At 44.0% G+C, this 18466-nt stretch carries 9 protein-coding genes; 8 read left to right on the forward strand and 1 reads right to left on the reverse strand.

The features are described from left to right. The first annotated feature begins 15 nt into the window (after window positions 1-15). The 7 genes from AC0J5Y_RS06790 (at window position 16) to AC0J5Y_RS06820 (ending at window position 11679) form a co-directional block, all read left to right on the forward strand. Window positions 16-1701, forward strand: coding sequence for a nitrite/sulfite reductase (locus AC0J5Y_RS06790; protein WP_475129988.1), 1686 nt, complete (start codon window positions 16-18; stop codon window positions 1699-1701). Further along, window positions 1694-2290 (forward strand): DUF934 domain-containing protein, encoded by a 597-nt coding sequence (locus AC0J5Y_RS06795; RefSeq protein WP_475129989.1) that lies wholly within the window; start codon window positions 1694-1696, stop codon window positions 2288-2290. Before AC0J5Y_RS06790 ends, AC0J5Y_RS06795 begins: the two co-directional genes overlap by 8 nt. 82 nt (window positions 2291-2372) lie before the next feature. Further along, window positions 2373-3011 carry a phosphoadenosine phosphosulfate reductase domain-containing protein gene (locus AC0J5Y_RS06800; RefSeq protein ID WP_475129990.1) on the forward strand — a complete coding sequence of 213 codons (639 nt, stop codon included), beginning with the start codon at window positions 2373-2375 and terminating at the stop codon, window positions 3009-3011. 240 nt (window positions 3012-3251) lie between these two features. Beyond that, the gene (cysG, locus tag AC0J5Y_RS06805) at window positions 3252-4841 is read left to right on the forward strand and encodes a siroheme synthase CysG (protein WP_475129991.1); all 1590 of its coding nucleotides are present in this window, start codon (window positions 3252-3254) and stop codon (window positions 4839-4841) included. A gap of 137 nt (window positions 4842-4978) precedes the next feature. Next, entirely contained in the window at window positions 4979-6532 is a 1554-nt protein-coding gene (locus AC0J5Y_RS06810; protein WP_475129992.1) for an exonuclease SbcCD subunit D C-terminal domain-containing protein, read from the forward strand. Between the two features lie 71 nt (window positions 6533-6603). Then, window positions 6604-10515, forward strand: a complete 3912-nt coding sequence (locus tag AC0J5Y_RS06815) for an AAA family ATPase (protein WP_475129993.1) — start codon at window positions 6604-6606, stop codon at window positions 10513-10515. 54 nt (window positions 10516-10569) lie between these two features. After that, a complete protein-coding gene (locus tag AC0J5Y_RS06820) occupies window positions 10570-11679 on the forward strand; it encodes a WG repeat-containing protein (protein ID WP_475129994.1) in 1110 nt (369 codons plus the stop codon). A gap of 72 nt (window positions 11680-11751) precedes the next feature. Here AC0J5Y_RS06820 and AC0J5Y_RS06825 read toward each other — a convergent pair whose 3' ends face one another. Next, complete coding sequence (locus AC0J5Y_RS06825; RefSeq protein WP_475129995.1) at window positions 11752-16611, reverse strand: NAD-glutamate dehydrogenase; 4860 nt, start codon at window positions 16609-16611, stop codon at window positions 11752-11754. Between the two features lie 446 nt (window positions 16612-17057). Between AC0J5Y_RS06825 and purD the strand changes: the two genes are divergently transcribed. Next, a complete protein-coding gene (gene purD, locus AC0J5Y_RS06830) occupies window positions 17058-18383 on the forward strand; it encodes a phosphoribosylamine--glycine ligase (RefSeq protein WP_475132116.1) in 1326 nt (441 codons plus the stop codon). Window positions 18384-18466 lie beyond the last annotated feature (83 nt).

An 18466-nucleotide genomic window follows, 5' to 3' on the forward strand; every position in this document is an offset into this window, starting at 1 on the left:
AATTGAGATTACGTCATGTATCAATATAACTACGCTGACCAAACCTTGGTAGAGGAACGGGTTGCCCAGTTTCGCGACCAAACTGAACGGTTTTTGGCAGGTGAGTTGCCAGAAGAACAGTTTTTACCGCTGCGCTTGCAGAACGGTCTTTATATCCAGCGTTATGCGCCGATGTTGCGTATTGCCATTCCTTATGGACTGCTGGCCAGTTACCAATTGCGCAAATTGGCAGAAATTACCCGCAAATATGACAAAGGCTACGGGCACTTTACCACTCGTACCAATATCCAACTAAACTGGCCAAAGCTTGAAGAAGTGCCAGATATTTTGGCAGAACTGGCGACAGTACAGATGCATGCGATTCAGACGTCGGGCAACTGTATTCGTAATACCACGACTGATCCTTATGCAGGGATTCATCAAGAAGAAATTGCTGATCCGCGCCCCTATTGCGAGATTATTCGCCAGTGGTCAACCTTTCATCCTGAATTTGCTTTTTTGCCACGTAAATTTAAGATTGCCGTCGTTGGCACTGCCAATGACCGCGCCGCGACTCAAGTCCATGATGTCGGCCTACATCTAAAAACCAATGACGAAGGCGAGCTTGGTTTTGAGGTGTTGGTGGGTGGTGGACTTGGGCGTACACCAGTCATTGGTAAGGTCATCAATGAGTTTTTGCCGCGCCAGCATTTGCTAAGCTATTTGGATGCTATTTTACGCGTCTATAATCTACACGGTCGCCGCGATAATAAGTATAAAGCTCGTATTAAGATATTGGTTGAGAGCATGGGCGGCCCAGCCTTTGCCAAATTGGTCGATGCCGAATGGCAAGCGCATACCAAAGATGGCCCGCTTACCTTAACCGATGCAAATTTTGCGACTGCCAGCAGTTTCTTTACTGAACCTGATTATGTGGCCTTTGATGCGCTACAAACGCAGTCTGAATTGCAACAGCAACTGAATGCGGATAAAGACTTTGCCAATTGGTACCACCAAAATACAGTGGCGCATAAAATCGCCGGCTATCGTGCGGTGGTGATTTCCTTAAAAGCAGGCTTAGTGGAAGGTCGCTACGTGCCTTCAGGTGATGTTAGCGAATCGCAAATGGATGCCTTAGCCGATCTGGCTGATAAATACAGTTTTGGGGAGCTGCGCGGTACTTATCAGCAGAATTTGGTCTTTGCTGATGTGCAAACCAAGCAGTTATATGAGTTATGGCAGCAATTGTCTGATCTGCATCTGGCGCGTCCGAATGTCAATACGCTGACAGACATGATCGTCTGCCCAGGTTGGGACTATTGTTCACTGGCCAACGCCACCACCCACAATATCGCTGAGCAAATCGAAAAACAGTTTGATGATCTCGATTATCTTTATGACTTGGGTGAGATTCGCCTGAATATGTCAGGCTGCATGAACGCCTGTGCGCATCACCATACGGGTGATATCGGTATCCTTGGTGTCGATAAAAAGGGTGAGCATTGGTATCAAATCAGCCTTGGTGGCAACTCCAGTAACGATGCAAAAATCGGTAAGATATTGGGTAAAGCGGTGCCAGCGACTGATGTAGCCGTTACCCTACAAAAAATATTAGACGTCTATTTAGAGCAGCGCGTAAGCAATGATAACGACGTAGAACGCTTTGGTGATTTGGTCGATCGTGTTGGTATCGCCCCATTTAAGGAGAAGGTTTATGGGTAATCATCATGTTCTAAATAGTGAAGGTATCGATATCAGTCAAGACGACACATGGTTGGCACTGAGCACCAATGAGCTGCCCGATGGTATTGCCCTGACACATGTATCATTACTTGAGCTGCTGCAAAAACAAGAAAAGCTTGAGATTGTTTTGCCGTTTGCTGATTTGCTCGATAATGAAGGAAAAATAGCTGGCGGGCTAATACAACAAGTACGTGAACTGGTTAGCCAACATGCCAGCCGAGTCGGCGTTTGGGTGACATCTGATAGCGATGCCGATGTATTGGCTGGCTTGCCTGAGTTTTTATTACAGCAAGATTTGATCGTCATTCATGTCCCCGCCTTTACTGATGGTCGCGGCTTTAGTTATGCCCAAACGCTACGTCAAATCGGCTATCAAGGGGAGATTCGCATGGCAGGCAAGTTTGGCCGTGATCAAATTGCCTATCTGCTGCGCGCGGGTGTCGATAGCTTTGTGCTCAGTGAGCATGACATGCACTCTATCTCCGATATCAGTCAAGCATTTAAAGCGCTTGCCAGCAGCTACGATGGACGCGATGCTAGTGCATTGCCGATGTTTGCAGGCACTTAGTTTTAGAATAAATCATAAGCACTTATATTAGTTGCTTTTCACTCTAATCATTTTTACATGAACTTTCATCAAGGAATCTACCATGAGCCAATTACACCCAAATCTAGATATCGATCAAGCCAACCAAGACTTGCAAGGTCAAACGCCAGAACAAATCGTAGAATGGGCATTAAGCCAAGCCAAGAACCCAATCATCACGACTAACTTCCGCCCTTACGAGTCAGCGATATTGCATTTGGTCGCGTCGCTGCGCCCTGATATCACTGTTTTGTGGGTAGATTCTGGCTATAACACTGACGCCACTTATCGTTTTGCTAATAAAGTTATCCGTGATTTGAACTTAAACGTGATCACCTATATTCCTAAGCAAACCGCTGCCCATCGTAACGTGACGATGGAAGGTATCCCTGGTATTGATAACGCACTACATGATGAGTTCACCGATCAGGTAAAACTTGAGCCTTTCCGCCGCGCTTTAGATGAGTTAAAGCCTGATGTTTGGTTCAATGCTATTCGTAAAGATCAAACCGAATTCCGTCAGGGTCTTGATGTCCTAAGCTTGTCAAAAGATGGTGTCTTAAAAGTAGCACCACTGTTTGAAAAAACAGACGCTGATTTGGATGTTTATCTTGAAGAGCACAACTTGCCAAATGAATTTGATTACTTTGATCCAACTAAAGTAGAAGAGCATCGCGAATGTGGTTTGCATACGCAGTTGTAATCACTAAATACAGAATTGTGATTCAATAAACTGCAATACTAAAAAATCCCGTTTAACCGGTTTATACCGAGTTAAGCGGGATTTTTTAGTATCATGACTTTATACTGCTATTCTCTTTCTCAGAAAAAATTACTTTTAATATCTCAAAAATGACTATGCTAATGCCAATTCACTAGGTGAGCCTGCGCAGCTGATAACTCATAATAGTGCTATATATTCAATTGAATGACTGGTCATACTATGAATACCTTTCCCCTATTTTTTAAATTAGAAGATCGTAAAGTACTGATTGTTGGCGGCGGTGATGTGGCATTACGCAAAGCGGATTTGCTCAGCCGTGCTGGCGCATGTATCACTGTCCTTGCGCCAAGCATTAGCCACGAGATACAAGCCTTGCTAAGTGATAGCAAGCACAGGCTGATTTATGAGAATTATAATAAAACCTATATGACAGACTCGCGCGTTATTATCGCCGCCACTGATGAGGAGACGCTCAACCATCAAATCCACGCCGATGCAACTGCATTAAACATCCCTGTAAACGTCGTCGATACGCCGCATTTGTGCGATTTTATCTTCCCTGCGATTGTCGATCGTAATCCTATTGTGATTGGCATCTCATCAAATGGTAAAGCACCAGTGTTGGCACGTTTACTACGCGCACGCCTTGAAACCTTGATTCCTCAAGGTTATGGCAAACTGGCCAAGCTTGCTGGCGAGTTTCGAGGTGACGTTAAAGCCAAAATACCGTCATTGACTGGGCGTCGGCAGTTTTGGGAGCGGGCATTTGAAGGTAAAGTCAGTCAATTGATGTTTTCCGGTAATGAAAATGAAGCTATCGCCCAGCTGCAAGCTGATTTGGATAACACAGCGGCAGGTATCACTACAAAAGACGCCACGGATGAATCAACAGAAGCCCAAAACATGATGGGCGAAGTCTACATCGTTGGTGCCGGTCCTGGTGACCCAGAACTCTTAACCTTTAAAGCGCTGCGTCTGATGCAGCAAGCGGATATCGTCTATTATGATGCACTGGTATCACCGCAAGTATTGGATTTGTGTCGCCGCGATGCTGATAAAGTCTTTGTCGGCAAAAAACGCAGTAATCATGCCGTAGCACAATTGGGCATCAATGAGCTGTTGGTCAATAGCGCCAAAGAAGGTCGGCGTGTGGTACGTCTAAAAGGCGGTGACCCATTTATCTTTGGGCGTGGCGGTGAAGAGATTGAAAGTCTGCGCGCACATGGCGTTCCTTATCAAGTCGTACCCGGCATCACTGCTGCCAATGCCGCTGCCAGCTATGCAGGAATTCCGCTTACCCATCGTGATCATTCGCAGTCAGTGCGTTTTGTGACAGGTTTTTTAAAGGCAGGCTCGCCTAATAATAACTTCAAAAGTTTTTTGAATACTGATGAAACAGTCGTATTCTATATGGGTCTGCATTCGCTACCGCGCTTGACTCAAGGTTTGATTGATGCCGGGCGTAGTGCGGATACCCCGATTGCCATCGTCTCTAACGCCAGTATGCCCAATCAGCAAGTATTAACGGGTACGCTTGCCAGCATCGTTGAATTACAAGAAAAGAACCAGCTGCCCACACCTGCTCTACTCATCATGGGTGATGTCGTAAGCTTACATCATGATTTGGCTTGGTATAACTTACACAATCAGCAGCATAATGAAAACATATCAGAAACTGACAATAACTGGTTACGCGGCGGTACTGCTACAACACCAACACCAAATCCTAACCAACAAGCGCATGCGCTATCTATGATTGCTAATCTGGCAACAGAAGATGGTGGTCTTGAGCAGTTAGTGATTGGTTAAAAAACTCCCTAAAAAACTTTTTTAATTTAAAGCCCTGCCAATTTACTGGTAGGGCTTTTTTCTGATTGCAACAGAGCAAAATTCTCCAATCCTTGCTAGAATAATGGCTGTCTTTTTATTCACCACTAAGCCTCATTATGCCTTTATCTGCTGTTACTCCTCTTACTATCCTGCACACCTCTGACTGGCATTTAGGACGCAGGCTTTATGGGCGACTGCGCTATGATGAATTTGCCGCGTTTTTAAATTGGCTACAAGACACTATTAGCTCGCAGCACGTGGACGTATTGATCGTCGCTGGTGATATCTTCGATACTATGACGCCAAGTAATAAAGCCCAAGCGCTGTATTATGAATTTTTAGGCAAGGTTTCAACATCATCCTGTCAGCATGTCGTCATCGTCGCAGGCAACCATGATTCACCGACATTTTTGGATGCCCCAAGTAATGTACTGAAGTTTTTAAATGTCCATGTCGTTGGTACCGCTTGTGAAGACTTAAACGATGAAGTGATGGTGTTAGATGATGTAGACGGTACACCACATTGTATTATCGCCGCCGTGCCTTATCTGCGTGATCGTGATGTACGTGGCAGTCAGGCTGGCGAGTCAGCTCAAAGCAAAGACGCCAATGTTATCAAAGGTATCTGCGCACACTATGATGAAGTCGCAGATATTGCCAAAACCAAACAAGCTGAATTAGCTAAAGCACACAAACGACATATCCCTATCATTGCCACAGGGCATCTGTTTGCTGCCGGCGGCAGTACTACCGAGGATGATGGTGTTCGTGAGCTATATGTTGGCTCGCTTGGTAAAGTCTCCGCTGATATGTTCGATGACTGCTTTGATTATGTGGCGCTTGGGCATTTACATGTACCGCAGCGTGTCGGTGGGCGTGAAACCATTCGATATTCAGGCTCACCCATTGCAATGGGCTTCGGTGAGGCGCGCCAGCAAAAGCAAGTATTGCTCATACAGTTTGGCACGGTGCTAAAAAAGAAAGAGTTAACACTGGAAAATGCTTCTGAGAGCAGCCCTCATCAGCTGAATAACACCCTTATTAACACTGATAAGACCATAGAAAAAACCGCTAAAAAAGCAGTCAATCAGGCGGCAAGTTTTATGGATGACCTGTTTGCTGATGTAGAGCCTATAGAAAGCGATCAGCGTAGTGAAATGAGTATTGAAGAAATCTCTAAACCAACAAAGATTCTTCCAAGCACTCATTCTACTTTAATCGCCACGCCACTGCATCATGACACTTCACGTCAGATGCAAATCACCTCACTCCCTATTCCAAAGTTCCAAAAATTGGCACAAGTATCGGGTGATTTGGAAACTATTAATCAAAAAGTTGATAAGGTTATTGAGGCTCTGTCTGATACAGAATCGGTCTGGTTAGAGATTATCTACACTGGTGATGAGGTGGTTAGCGAATTGCGTGAAAGTATTCAATCCATGGTAGAGGGCTTACCCTGTGAGGTGTTAAAAATAAAAAATACCCGCACTTATAACAAAGTACTTCATCAACAACAAATCTCTGAGACATTGCAGGATTTAAATGAGCAAGAAGTATTTGAGCGTTGTTTAGCCACTCATAACATCCCCAATGAACAAAGACTAACATTGCGAGAGGCTTATGGTCAGATCGTTTATGACCTGCATCATGCAGATACTCAAGCTGAATAATCGCTAAAACTTATAAACCTGATACCACTAACCGCAAATTCTCATTGATATCTATAAAAATAAGACCTGCCATGCGCCTAATTGAACTAAGACTTAAAAACCTCAACTCCTTAAAAGGCGAATGGCACATTGATTTTAGTGACGCCGCTTTTTTGAACGAAGGTATCTTTGCCATTACCGGGCAAACGGGCGCTGGCAAGACCACTATTTTGGATGCTATTTGCTTGGCGCTCTACAGCCAAACGCCACGACTCGGTGACATTACTGGCTCTACAAATGAGATTATGACTCAAGGTACAGGAGAGTGTTCCGCAGAAGTCATCATTGAGATTGACGCCAAGCGATATCAGTGTTCATGGTATCAACATCGTGCCCACAAAAAAGCCAAAGGTAACTTATTACCGATTAAGCACGAGATTAGCGAGGTCAAGTCTGGCAAGATTTTAGAAGAGAAAAAATCCAAAACCTCAGCTTATATTCAAGCGCTCATTGGCATGGATTTTAGCCAATTTACCCGCTCCATCATGCTGGCACAAGGCAGTTTTGCTGCATTTTTAAAATCCGATATTGGTGATAGAGCGGCGATTTTGGAGAAAATAACCGGTACAGCCATCTATGCCAAAATCTCACTCAACGTTCATGAGAAAAAACGCTTGGAAGAAGAGGTGCTCAGTAAGTTGCAGGCAGGCGTTGATGGCTTGTCTTTACTAAGTGTTGAAGACGAAAACCTGCTAGCCGCCGAGCTAAAAGTGCTAAATCAGCAGCAAAGCACACAGCGACAAACCTTTAAGACATTAAGTGAGCAGCTGCAATGGCTCAATAACATACAACAGCTACAGAGCAACCTGTCTATTTATCAGAGTGAGTTTGCAACTGCCCAGCAAGCGCAGCAAGGTTTTATTCCAGAAGCCAAGCGTCTAGATATTGCCAACAAGGCATTAGAGATTGATAGCCAGTTTCGTGCGCTTAGCTATAGCCGTGATACGGTTCAGAAGCTAGATGTTGAACAACAGAGTTTGCTGAGTCAAATCCCTGCCCAGCAAGAAGCGCTGACGCAAGCTGCTCGCCATTTAGACAATGCCAATACGCTAGAAAAGCAAGCCTCAGACAACCTTCAAATAAATTTGCCTGTCATCGCACAGGTACGCGAATTAGACAGCAGTCTAAGGCAGCAGTCTCAATCCTTAGGGGAATACAACCAGCACAAAGAACTATTGGCAGGCAATGCACAGATATTACGCCAAGCAATACAAAGTCATCAGCAAACCGCCGATAGCACCAAAACTCAGCTAAATAATATCGACCAGTACTTTAGCGACCACCCAGAGCTGATCGACCTTGATACTGATATGACAATCTTTGATAGTAGCTGTCAGCGATTAAGGGCGCTACTAGCAGAGAACTCTGAGCTTTCAGCCGCTAGAATGAGCCAGTATAACCATGCCCGCCAGCTACAAGCTGATTTTGAGATGTTATCCAAACAGCAAGATACTGATATCTCATTGGTAGCGCAGCGGCGCGAGCAACTGCTAAAGCTGCAGCAGCAGCAAGCAGTCATCACTCAAAACCAGTCACTTGCTATTATGCGCGGTGAGCAAGAGCAAATCGATCAAGTTATCACACAAATTGAGCAAATCAAACTTAAGATTACACAGCGGTCTGAGCTGACCAATCAAATCAAGAAAATCAATCTCGACTTACCGATATTGAATCAAGAGCTGACGGTCTTAGACGACTTAATTGCCACTCATCGCGCAGACATTCAAAATACTAAACTTAAAAAGCAAGATAAGCAAACGCACCTTCATCTACTACAAAAAGTCGCAAGGCTTGAAGATTATATCGTAGAGCTCAAAGACGGTATGCCTTGCCCGCTGTGCGGTGCGCATGAGCACCCTTATGGTAAGCATCATCCCCTATTAGACAGTCAGATTGACAATAAACAAGCGTTGTCGCTGACGCAGCAGACCCAGCAGCAATTATCTGAGCTTGAGATACTCATTGAGAGTCTAGAGCAAACGTTATCCAAATATCATATTGACCATGCTACTAAGAACGAAGCCATTAACCACCAACAGCAGCAATTAGCCCCGTTACAGCAGCAATGCGAGATATTGGGCAAAGACATTCAAGCAAGCTTGCTCTCACTTTTTAACGTCAATAAAAATCATTCAAAAGCGATTGCAGGGAGTGTCCAGCCGCTTTATCAATTGAGTAAAGATATAAATAAACCTGATATTGATATTGAACGCCCTTTATCTTTAGTAGACAGCGTCAAACAAAAGCTGCTCGAGCAAAAACAGTCTCTTAAAGCTGTATTGATTCAATATGATGACTTGACACAAAGCATATCAACGCTAAGTATTGCTATAGAAAGTGATGAAAAGCAGCATCAGGCACTGATGAGCAAGATCAATAACCTGACAATGGATATCAAGCTACACTCGCAGAAAATAGACACCACTCAGGATAAGATAGCCACCAACTTTTCGGCATTAATTCCTCTTACGAGCAGCATTTTCTCTTTGGCCGATAAGTATCCAGCGGATAACTATGCAGAACATTTGACTATTGATTTTAAAAAAGCAGACATTCAAAGCGCACTTAAGCAATTGGATGCTAGTATTGATGAGCAAACCATACTAGATAGCAAGGATTATGAGCATCATATTGATAGATTACGTCAACAGCGCAGCATGCTAAGTCAGCTAAAAAAGTACTTTAACGAGCAAAAAAACAGCCAGCAACAGCTAACCAATACCTTGAGTGCTGTGAACGCTCAAATTGACACTAAGCAAGCTCAGCTCTGCACGGATGAAAGCGCTTTAAAAAACCTTGAACACTTGATAATGGACAAAAACACTGAACTTGAGCAGCTAAAGAAAGAAAGGTTAGAGGTTTTTGCAGACAAAAACCCAGAGTCAGAAGACACTCTACTGCGCCGCACAGTCGATGACGCAAAAGCCAAACAAGCAAATGCTCAAAGACAGCTAGACAGCACGCAGCAAGTATTAGCGCAATTGCAAAGCAGACAACGACAGCTATTGGCAGAATTGCAGTCTGCTACGACAGCGCTAAATACGCAGCAAGCTGTATTTATGGAGCATCTAACAGCGGCGCAATTTGTGGATGAAGATGCTTTTATCCATGCGCGCTTGCCTAAAGAAGAGCGTGAGGCGCTACATCTCCGTAAACTTACGATTGATAGCGCCTTGCAGCAGGCAAAGTCACAATTAGATAGCACCCAACAATCATTAGAGCAGAACCTGTCTCTTGCTATGACGGATATCAGCCAAGAAACGATTGCCGCTCAGCATCAGCACATTCAGATGGAGATTGATCAGCTCAGCCAGCAAATTGGCGCTATTGTTCAAAAGCTCAAAGACAATGAGAACCAAAAAGGTCAACAAGCAACGCAGCTTATAGCCATTAATACTCAAAAAGAGAAGTTACAGGTTTGGCAGCAGCTGCATACTTTAATTGGTTCAGCCGATGGTAAGAAATATCGTACCTTTGCTCAAGGCTTAACCTTTGAAGTGATGATTAGCCATGCCAATAGTCAATTACAAAAGATGAGTAATCGCTACTTGCTCATACACGATGACAAAAATCCGCTTGAGCTGAATGTCATTGATGACTATCAAGGCGGCGATATTCGCAGCACTAAGAATTTATCTGGCGGTGAAGGCTTTATCATCAGTCTGGCGCTCGCTCTTGGATTGTCACAGATGGCCAGTCACAATATCCGTGTGGATTCGCTATTTTTGGATGAAGGGTTTGGCACGCTTGATGAAGAGTCTCTTGATATTGCTCTAGATACCTTGACTGGCTTGCAACAAGAAGGAAAGCTGATTGGTATTATCTCCCACGTGCAGGCGTTAAAAGATCGCATTTTGACCCAAATCAAGGTTGAAAAAATCTCTGGCGGCTTTAGTCAAATCAGTGGTCAAGGATGTCGACGGGTTGTGAATGATAAAGCATGATAAGTTAAAGTGGTTGATGACGACGTATGAGTAATAAAGGATAAGAATATCGCTATGATCAATCAAAAAAAACGCCTTTGTGTGAGACAACACAGTCTAAAAAAAACGCTCAATCCTGCCAGATTAGCATTGTTATTTGTTTTATTTGGTGGTGCTATTACTCCAAGCTATGCAACTATTAACTGTGCAGGCTTTTTACCCAGTAGCTATTTTGAGCGTATCAAAAACAACCCATCATTTACGGGCAAGCTTGTTGAACAAGCTAATGGTAGGCAGCAGCTAACAGATTTAGATGGTAACGTCGTCATAGACAATCTTAACAATGCTTATATATTGATGGATAAGTATGTGTTAGCTCAGAAAAATAATAAATATGGTGTTGTAAACGCAGCTGGTAAGATAATTGTGGCTTTTAAGTATGACGACATTCAGACTGAGCCTGATATTTCCACCAGTTTTATCGTCAGTGTTGGGTCATCTGCCGCTAACACCAAACAAGGCATTATCAATCGTTATGGCGACTGGATTCATCCATTGGCAGATGTGCGTATTCAGCATACTCATTATGATGCAGATTACGACCAAGATTATTTTTTAGTAACGGAAAATTTAGCGACCAACAATAAAAGTCTGACAGGACTGCTGGACGATAGAGGTTATTGGGCAATTATGCCGCAGTATGAGGTCATCAATCCGCTAAATCCTTGTACTGGTCAGCCTTTATACTTACAGGTAAGTTTGCAAAATAAGACCGCGCTTATTGACCAAAGTAACAATATCATCATTCCTTTTTTAGCCAATCAGCATATCGAATCTTTCAATAATAATGTCAGCCTGCTACTGTTTTTGCGTAGCAGCTTATCTGATGGAGTTGATGCTGGCATAATTACTGCTATGAGTGAAGATATCCAAGAGTATATTGTTAGTGCTGACATTATTGATGCTAATGGTAAAGTAATTCTTGCTTCAGAGTCACCAATCAGAAAGCTTTTATATCATCAACTTTATACTTTTAAGCAGGATGGCAAGTATGGGATTATCAATGATAAAGGCGATGTCATACTTAAACCGCAGTTTAAAAGTTATCATGATGACGGTTATAATGTATGGGTAGAAAAGCAACGAGAGATGGTGTTGCTAAATTCCTTGCTTGAATTAGATTAGGTAATCGTCAGCCAATAAAAAACCACCCTTAATTTAAGAGTGGTTTTTTATATCTCTTAACTGCTTGATGAATTATTTGGTCACTAAACCACTTAACTCACTCATCAAGACGGATAACGTTGAGAGACTGATTTGGCTATCATTATTGCTATCAAGTTTGTCCATCTCAGCAGTAACGCCGGCAAGCTGGCTGGCATGACGCGATTTCCAATCACTGAAGGCTTGAATGGCATCAGGTTGAGTCAATAACGTCTCCATCAGCATACGTAAGCTGCGCGATACGTCATTGGCAAGCGCATGACGGGCACGGCGATCCCAGTGGTCTTGCTGCGGCAAGATAGCAATATTATCAATCATCCAATCAAGCTGCAAAACGTGATAGGCCTCAAAGTATAAAGTGGCAATCTCATCAACTGGACGTTCGTACTGCTCTGCTAAGAGTGCCGCATCAAGAGCATCAACATGGTATGGCAACATCGCAAACATCAATGCATCATTGATAGAAAGACCATCTTCTATCAAGCTTGTGGTATCGGCTTGCAAGTATTGGGAGAACTGCTGCTCAATAAATCCGCCTGATTTGGTTAGCTTTTCGACACTGTCTTCAAAACGGTTAATCATATCGGCCACTTGCAAATCTTGTCCAAAGGCATTGATAAACCAGACTACGCCGCTTTCGAGTGCATCGCGCAGACGCAGCTCAAGCTTAAGCAGCAAGGTAGCATCGACTTGGTTATCGAGTGCTTCAAGCAGCTCCCATGCTTTTGAGACATGGAACACATCACGCGCAATGGCATAGCCACGCACGATAGTGGCAAGCGTTTGTCCTGTTTCTTCATGCAGACGGAATAATGCTTCGATACCCAGACGGTTGACCACACTATTGGTCATATACGTACTAATGATTTCACGGTGTAAACGGTGCTCAGTCATCTCATCAAAGAAGCGCGATGACAACTCATCGGGGAAATATTTGCGTAATTCATTAACGAAATACGGCGCATCCGGTAAATCCGAGAGCAGTAAGTTGTCATAAACCCAAATTTTTCCGTAAGCCATTACAACTGCTAGCTCAGGATTGGTCAGACCTGTGCCAGATTTTTGGCGTTTAGCAATCTCTTCATCTGATGGCAAATACTCAATCGCCCGGTCCAGACGCCCCTCAGCTTCTAACATCTGTATAAAGCGCTGATGATCGCTTAAGTTTGCAGCCGCCTGGATTTGACTCAGCTCAATGGCTTGCGGTTGCAGATAATTTTGACGCAGCACCAATTCGCTAATGGTCTCGGTCATGCTTTCAAGAAGCTCATTACGCTGCTTCAACGTCATATCACCTTGCTCAACCACTTTGCCAAGTAAGATTTTGATATTGACTTCATGATCTGAGCAGTTGACGCCGCCTGAGTTATCGATGGCATCAGTATAAATGCGTCCGCCAGTTTGGGCATACTCGATACGACCTCGCTGCGTGAGGCCTAGGTTACCCCCTTCACCGACGATAGCCGCACGTAATTCGCCACCGTTGACACGTACGGCATCATTGGCACGATCACCTACATCAGCATGACTCTCCTCCCTACTTTTCACATAAGTACCAATACCACCATTCCAAATGAGATCTACTGGCGATTTTAGCAATGCGCTGATAAAGTCATTGGGTGCCAAGCTATCATCTGATATGTCAAAAACCGCTTTCATCTCAGGGCTGATAGCAATGGTCTTGTCTTGACGTGAGAAGATACCACCGCCTTGGCTAATGAGAGACTGGTTATAATCCTCCCACGACGAGCGAGGTAAGTTAAATAAACGCTCGCGTTCTGCAAAAGACGCCGCTGTATCTGGATTTGGGTCAATAAAAATATGCAGATGGTTAAAGGCAGCAACCAGTTTGGTATGGGTTGATCTGAGCATACCGTTACCAAAGACGTCACCACTCATGTCGCCAATCGCCACGACGGTAAAATCATCGCGATTTTGAATGTCCATGCCGCGCATACGGAAGTGGCGCTTGACTGACTCCCAACCACCGCGGGCGGTGATACCCATCGCTTTGTGGTCATAACCAACCGAGCCACCAGAAGCAAAGGCATCATCTAGCCAAAAGTTATATTCAGAAGACAAAGCATTGGCGATATCAGAAAAGGTTGCCGTACCTTTATCGGCAGCGACCACCAAATACGGGTCATCTTCATCATGACGTACGGTATTGGCTGGCGGGACAATCGCACCATCGACGATATTGTCGGTCACATCAAGCATACCGCGAAGGAATGTCTGATAGCAGGCAATACCCTCAGCTTGGAACACATCACGACCATCCGCCATCGTTTTGGTTTTAACGATAAAGCCGCCTTTTGAGCCAACCGGTACGATAACGGCGTTTTTGACCATTTGTGCTTTAACCAGACCAAGTACTTCAGTACGGAAATCTTCCATACGATCAGACCAACGCAGACCGCCGCGAGCGACTTTACCGCCACGTAAATGCACTGCTTCAACGCGTGGCGAATAGACAAAGATCTCAAACATTGGTTTAGGTTTTGGCAGGTTAGGAATATCTGCTGCCAAAAACTTAAAGGACAAACGATCTTTACGCGATCCATCCGCCTCTCTTTGATAAAAGTTGGTCCGGACCATGGCGTTAATTAAATCCAAGTACCAGCGGAAGATACGGTCTTCATCCAAGCTACTGACACCGGCTAATGCGGTGGTAATCTGTGCTCGAATCTGACTGGTTTTGCTGGCACGTTCCTCCTCACTATAGCTAGGATTCATTCGTGCATCAAATAAACGGCCTAATGCGACACTGATGTCACTGTTTTTGACCATAGTTTGTTGAATATAGACGTTCGAGAACGGTGCTTTCGCTTGCATCATATAGCGTGACAAGGCGCGCAGTACCACCACATCATAAGTATCTAATTTGGTGGTTAATACCAGCTCGTTAAGTGCATCACTCTCAACCTGTCCTGCCCAAATTTGCTTTAAGCTGTCTTCAAACTGTGCACGCACCACTTGCATATCAATGGTATCAACGTGCTCTAAGACCAGCTCATACTCCTGCATCCAGATAGGTTGCTCAGGTAAATCAAACTCATAGGTCTGCGCTGAAATAACTGATACCCCAAAGTTCTCTAGTACAGGTAAGACTTTGGACAAGATAACTGCTTTTTGACGACCATATAGCTTTAAATGCAACTGATTGCTTGCGTCACCTGTCGATTGATATAAGTGCCAAATCATCGGCTGCTCATCGTTGAGTACAGCCAAACGCTTGGTATCTTCAACGGCAGTACGTGCATCGAATCGCTCTTGGTAAGCGGCAGGGATATAACTTAAAAATCTGCGTGTCAAGGCATTGGCATGCTGCTCACCGACATTATCCAGCAGCATTTTTTGATAGTTATCACTCCACGACTGCATCAAAAAGGACAGCTTTGCTTGGAGCGCAGCGGTATCCACCTCATGCACTTGACCTGGCACTGTACGGACATGCACATGGACGCGAGCATGTTCAGATTCGTTAAACTCTGTTGTAAAGCCTGAAGATGTACCACCATAGGCCTCTTTTAGGACGTTCTGTACCTTAATGCGAAGTTCGGTATTGAATTTATCACGCGGAATATAGACCAAGCAGGAAACAAAACGCTGGTAATGATCGATACGGCAAAATAAGCGTAGGCTTTTTTTGTCCTGTAGTTGGCTAATTCCTAGTACTGTTGGATAAAGATCTTCAATGCTGGCTTGAAACAAGTCATCGCGCGGCAAGGTATTAATGATATGCATCATTTTATGATACGCATGACCATCACGTGGTAGTTTTGCCATCGCCATGATTTTATTAGATTTTTCGCGTAATAAAGGAATTTGTTGCACGCTTAGTTGATAAGCTTGCGCTGTAAAAAGACCAATAAAACGATGCTCACCGATGAGCTTGCCATTATCATCAAACTTATGAATGCCCAAAAAATCCATATACACTGGGCGGTGTACTGGCGATACTCGGCTTGATTTTGACAATACCAATACTTGCGGCGCTGTTAGCAGTCTTTTTAGATTGCTTGGCAACTCGTCAAAGCTTTTTGAAAGCTGGTCTTCACTACCGCCACGTAATAGCCCAAGCCCACTATTACCAATAGAAAATAAATCCAAATCACTACGGTTGTCTGAGTTGGCTGTATTGCCAACACTATTAACTTCGATTCTGTGCCCGTCTTCTAAGCGGTACTCTCGATATCCCAAAAAGATAAAATGATCGTCTAAGACCCAATCTAAAAATGCTTGAATCTCTTGTTGAGAGTAAAATACCGCCGGTAATGTTTTTGTCGCAAGCTCCGCTTTTATATCGGTTAGCTTGGCACGTATCTGCTGCCAGTCATCAACGACGACATCAAGTGTGTCTACTTTTGCCAGCAGCATCTGTTTTAATGCCGCCAATTTATCATTGTCTTGATAAGAGATTTCACAATGAATCAAAGACATGTGTGAGGTGCCACTTTCTTGAGCGCTTTCAACTTTAGTGATCGCGCCATTGTCATCGCGTTCGACATTGACGATGATATGATAAGTACGATGCACATCGATGCCTTGCTCTTCAAGACTCATCAATAGCGTGTCGACCAAAAATGGTCGGTCATAAGCAACGATTTGGATAACGGTATGTGAGCTGTGAAAATGCTGCTCTTCTGCAATGGGGTTTAATATGGCAAGCTGCGGATGGCTACGATCATAGGCTTTTAATAGCGTAAAATGATGCAGCGCCATCCCAGCCAAATCAGCATTACTGATGTTCTTTGCAGTCTCTTGATGTAATGGCTGATAGTAGCTATGAATAAAGTGGTCAAATAATGATTTGTCCGCTTGTACATAACTGGTGGCAATATCGCTTATCTGGCTGATCCGCTCTTTTGCGATATTTAGAGAGTTTGGCATATCCTTTGTCCTTGCGCTTTTTTATAAGCTTCTTATTTAGGTGTTATGTCTTATGTATAGTGAATAATTAAGTTTGAACTTATTGAACATTAGCAATCATGGTTTGTCTGACTCCTGCTATACGAATTATTTTGTGAGATTTAACAAGTCTATGAGTAAATAATTCACTCAAGGTTATCTCTCAGGTGGAATTGTAACGCACCTGCTGGCATAGCTAAAGCGTACAACATCATTTCATGAATCAGTAAGATGTCGATAACATTTACTAATGAGACGATTGTGATCTGATACGGCTGAATATAGACGGACAGGCGCTGAGCTATGACACATAGTCATGACAATGGCGGCGTTTTTTTGTTAGAATAGCGTAGAATATTGGACAGTATTTTGCTGGCTCGCTATTAACTCACTTATTATGAATTTTAATGCTAAGGGCAAGAGGTATGATGAATATTTTGGTGATTGGTTCAGGTGGTCGTGAACACGCACTAGCATGGCAGTGTGCAAAAGATAATAATGTAAAAAATATCTATATCGCGCCCGGTAATGCTGGCACTGCCCTCGAACCCAAATGCCAAAACGTCATTTTGGAAGACGCCACTGATGCAGGCGAGCACAGCGCTGTTATCAAATTTTGTCAGAATAACGCTATCGACATGGTCATTGTTGGTCCAGAAGCACCGTTGGTAACAGGCATTGTCGATGCTTGTCGTGCTAATGGCATCAAAGCTTGGGGTCCAACCGCGTATTGCGCGCAGTTAGAAGGCTCAAAGACTTTTGCCAAAGAATTCATGGAACAAAACAATATTCCAACGGCGGCTTATCAGGGCTTTACCGATGCAGTAGCGGCAAAGGCTTATATCGATGAGCAAGGCGCACCTATTGTCATTAAAGCCGATGGTCTTGCTGCTGGTAAAGGCGTCATTGTTGCTGAGACGATCGAACAGGCGCATGAAGCGATTGACGATATGTTAGCGGATAACAAGTTTGGCGATGCTGGTAGCCGCGTGGTGATTGAGCAGTTTTTGCAAGGCGAGGAAGCCAGCTTTATCTGTATGATCGATGGTGAGAATATCCTGCCAATGGCAACCAGCCAAGACCATAAGCGTGCCTTCGAAGGTGATACTGGGCCAAATACCGGCGGCATGGGTGCATATTCTCCTGCGCCAGTTGTCACTCAAGAGGTTCATGATAAAGTCATGGCACAAGTGATTCAGCCTGTTGTAGATGCGATGAAAGTTGCCGGTCATCCTTATACCGGATTTTTATATGCTGGACTCATGATTGATGATGCGGGCGACCCGTATGTGATTGAGTTTAACTGCCGTTTTGGCGATCCGGAGACACAGCCTATTTTGATGCGCCTGCAATCATCGATGGTTGATTTAGTTGCACAAGGACTCGAAGGTAAATTACCGAGCGAAGCCAACTGGGATGAGCGCCCGGCCCTTGGTATTGTCATCGCCTCAAAAGGCTACCCTGAAACTTCATCGAAAGGTGATGTGATTGCAGGCTTGCCAGAATTAAATAATGACAATCAGAATTTGGTAAAAGTCTTTCATGCGGGTACGGCTTTTTCCAATGAAGATGCCCTTAGCAATGAGAAAGAAGTGGTCACCAACGGCGGACGCGTATTATGTGTGACTGCATTAGCAGATAGCATCTCAGATGCTCAGCAAGCAGCATTGGCTGTGACGGCAGCGATCAGTTTTGATGGTGCTCATTATCGCCGTGATATCGGTCATCATGCGATTGCTCGCGAAAACATCTAAAAAAACCTATTTAAAATTAATCTGTTATAAGTAGTAGTAGCAATTTTTACAAATTCAACCTAGCGTGATGCTGGGTTGAATTT

This window comes from Psychrobacter sp. TS_SC_6, assembly GCF_056156305.1.

What these genes read in the sequence shown, in the direction of transcription:
- AC0J5Y_RS06790 (WP_475129988.1), top strand. Translation starts at nt 16, where the DNA reads ATGTATCAATATAACTACGCTGACCAAACCTTGGTAGAGGAACGGGTT.
- AC0J5Y_RS06810 (WP_475129992.1), top strand. Translation starts at nt 4,979, where the DNA reads ATGCCTTTATCTGCTGTTACTCCTCTTACTATCCTGCACACCTCTGAC.
- AC0J5Y_RS06815 (WP_475129993.1), top strand. Translation starts at nt 6,604, where the DNA reads ATGCGCCTAATTGAACTAAGACTTAAAAACCTCAACTCCTTAAAAGGC.
- AC0J5Y_RS06795 (WP_475129989.1), top strand. Translation starts at nt 1,694, where the DNA reads ATGGGTAATCATCATGTTCTAAATAGTGAAGGTATCGATATCAGTCAA.
- cysG (WP_475129991.1), top strand. Translation starts at nt 3,252, where the DNA reads ATGAATACCTTTCCCCTATTTTTTAAATTAGAAGATCGTAAAGTACTG.
- AC0J5Y_RS06825 (WP_475129995.1), bottom strand. Translation starts at nt 16,611, where the DNA reads ATGCCAAACTCTCTAAATATCGCAAAAGAGCGGATCAGCCAGATAAGC.
- AC0J5Y_RS06800 (WP_475129990.1), top strand. Translation starts at nt 2,373, where the DNA reads ATGAGCCAATTACACCCAAATCTAGATATCGATCAAGCCAACCAAGAC.
- purD (WP_475132116.1), top strand. Translation starts at nt 17,058, where the DNA reads ATGAATATTTTGGTGATTGGTTCAGGTGGTCGTGAACACGCACTAGCA.
- AC0J5Y_RS06820 (WP_475129994.1), top strand. Translation starts at nt 10,570, where the DNA reads ATGATCAATCAAAAAAAACGCCTTTGTGTGAGACAACACAGTCTAAAA.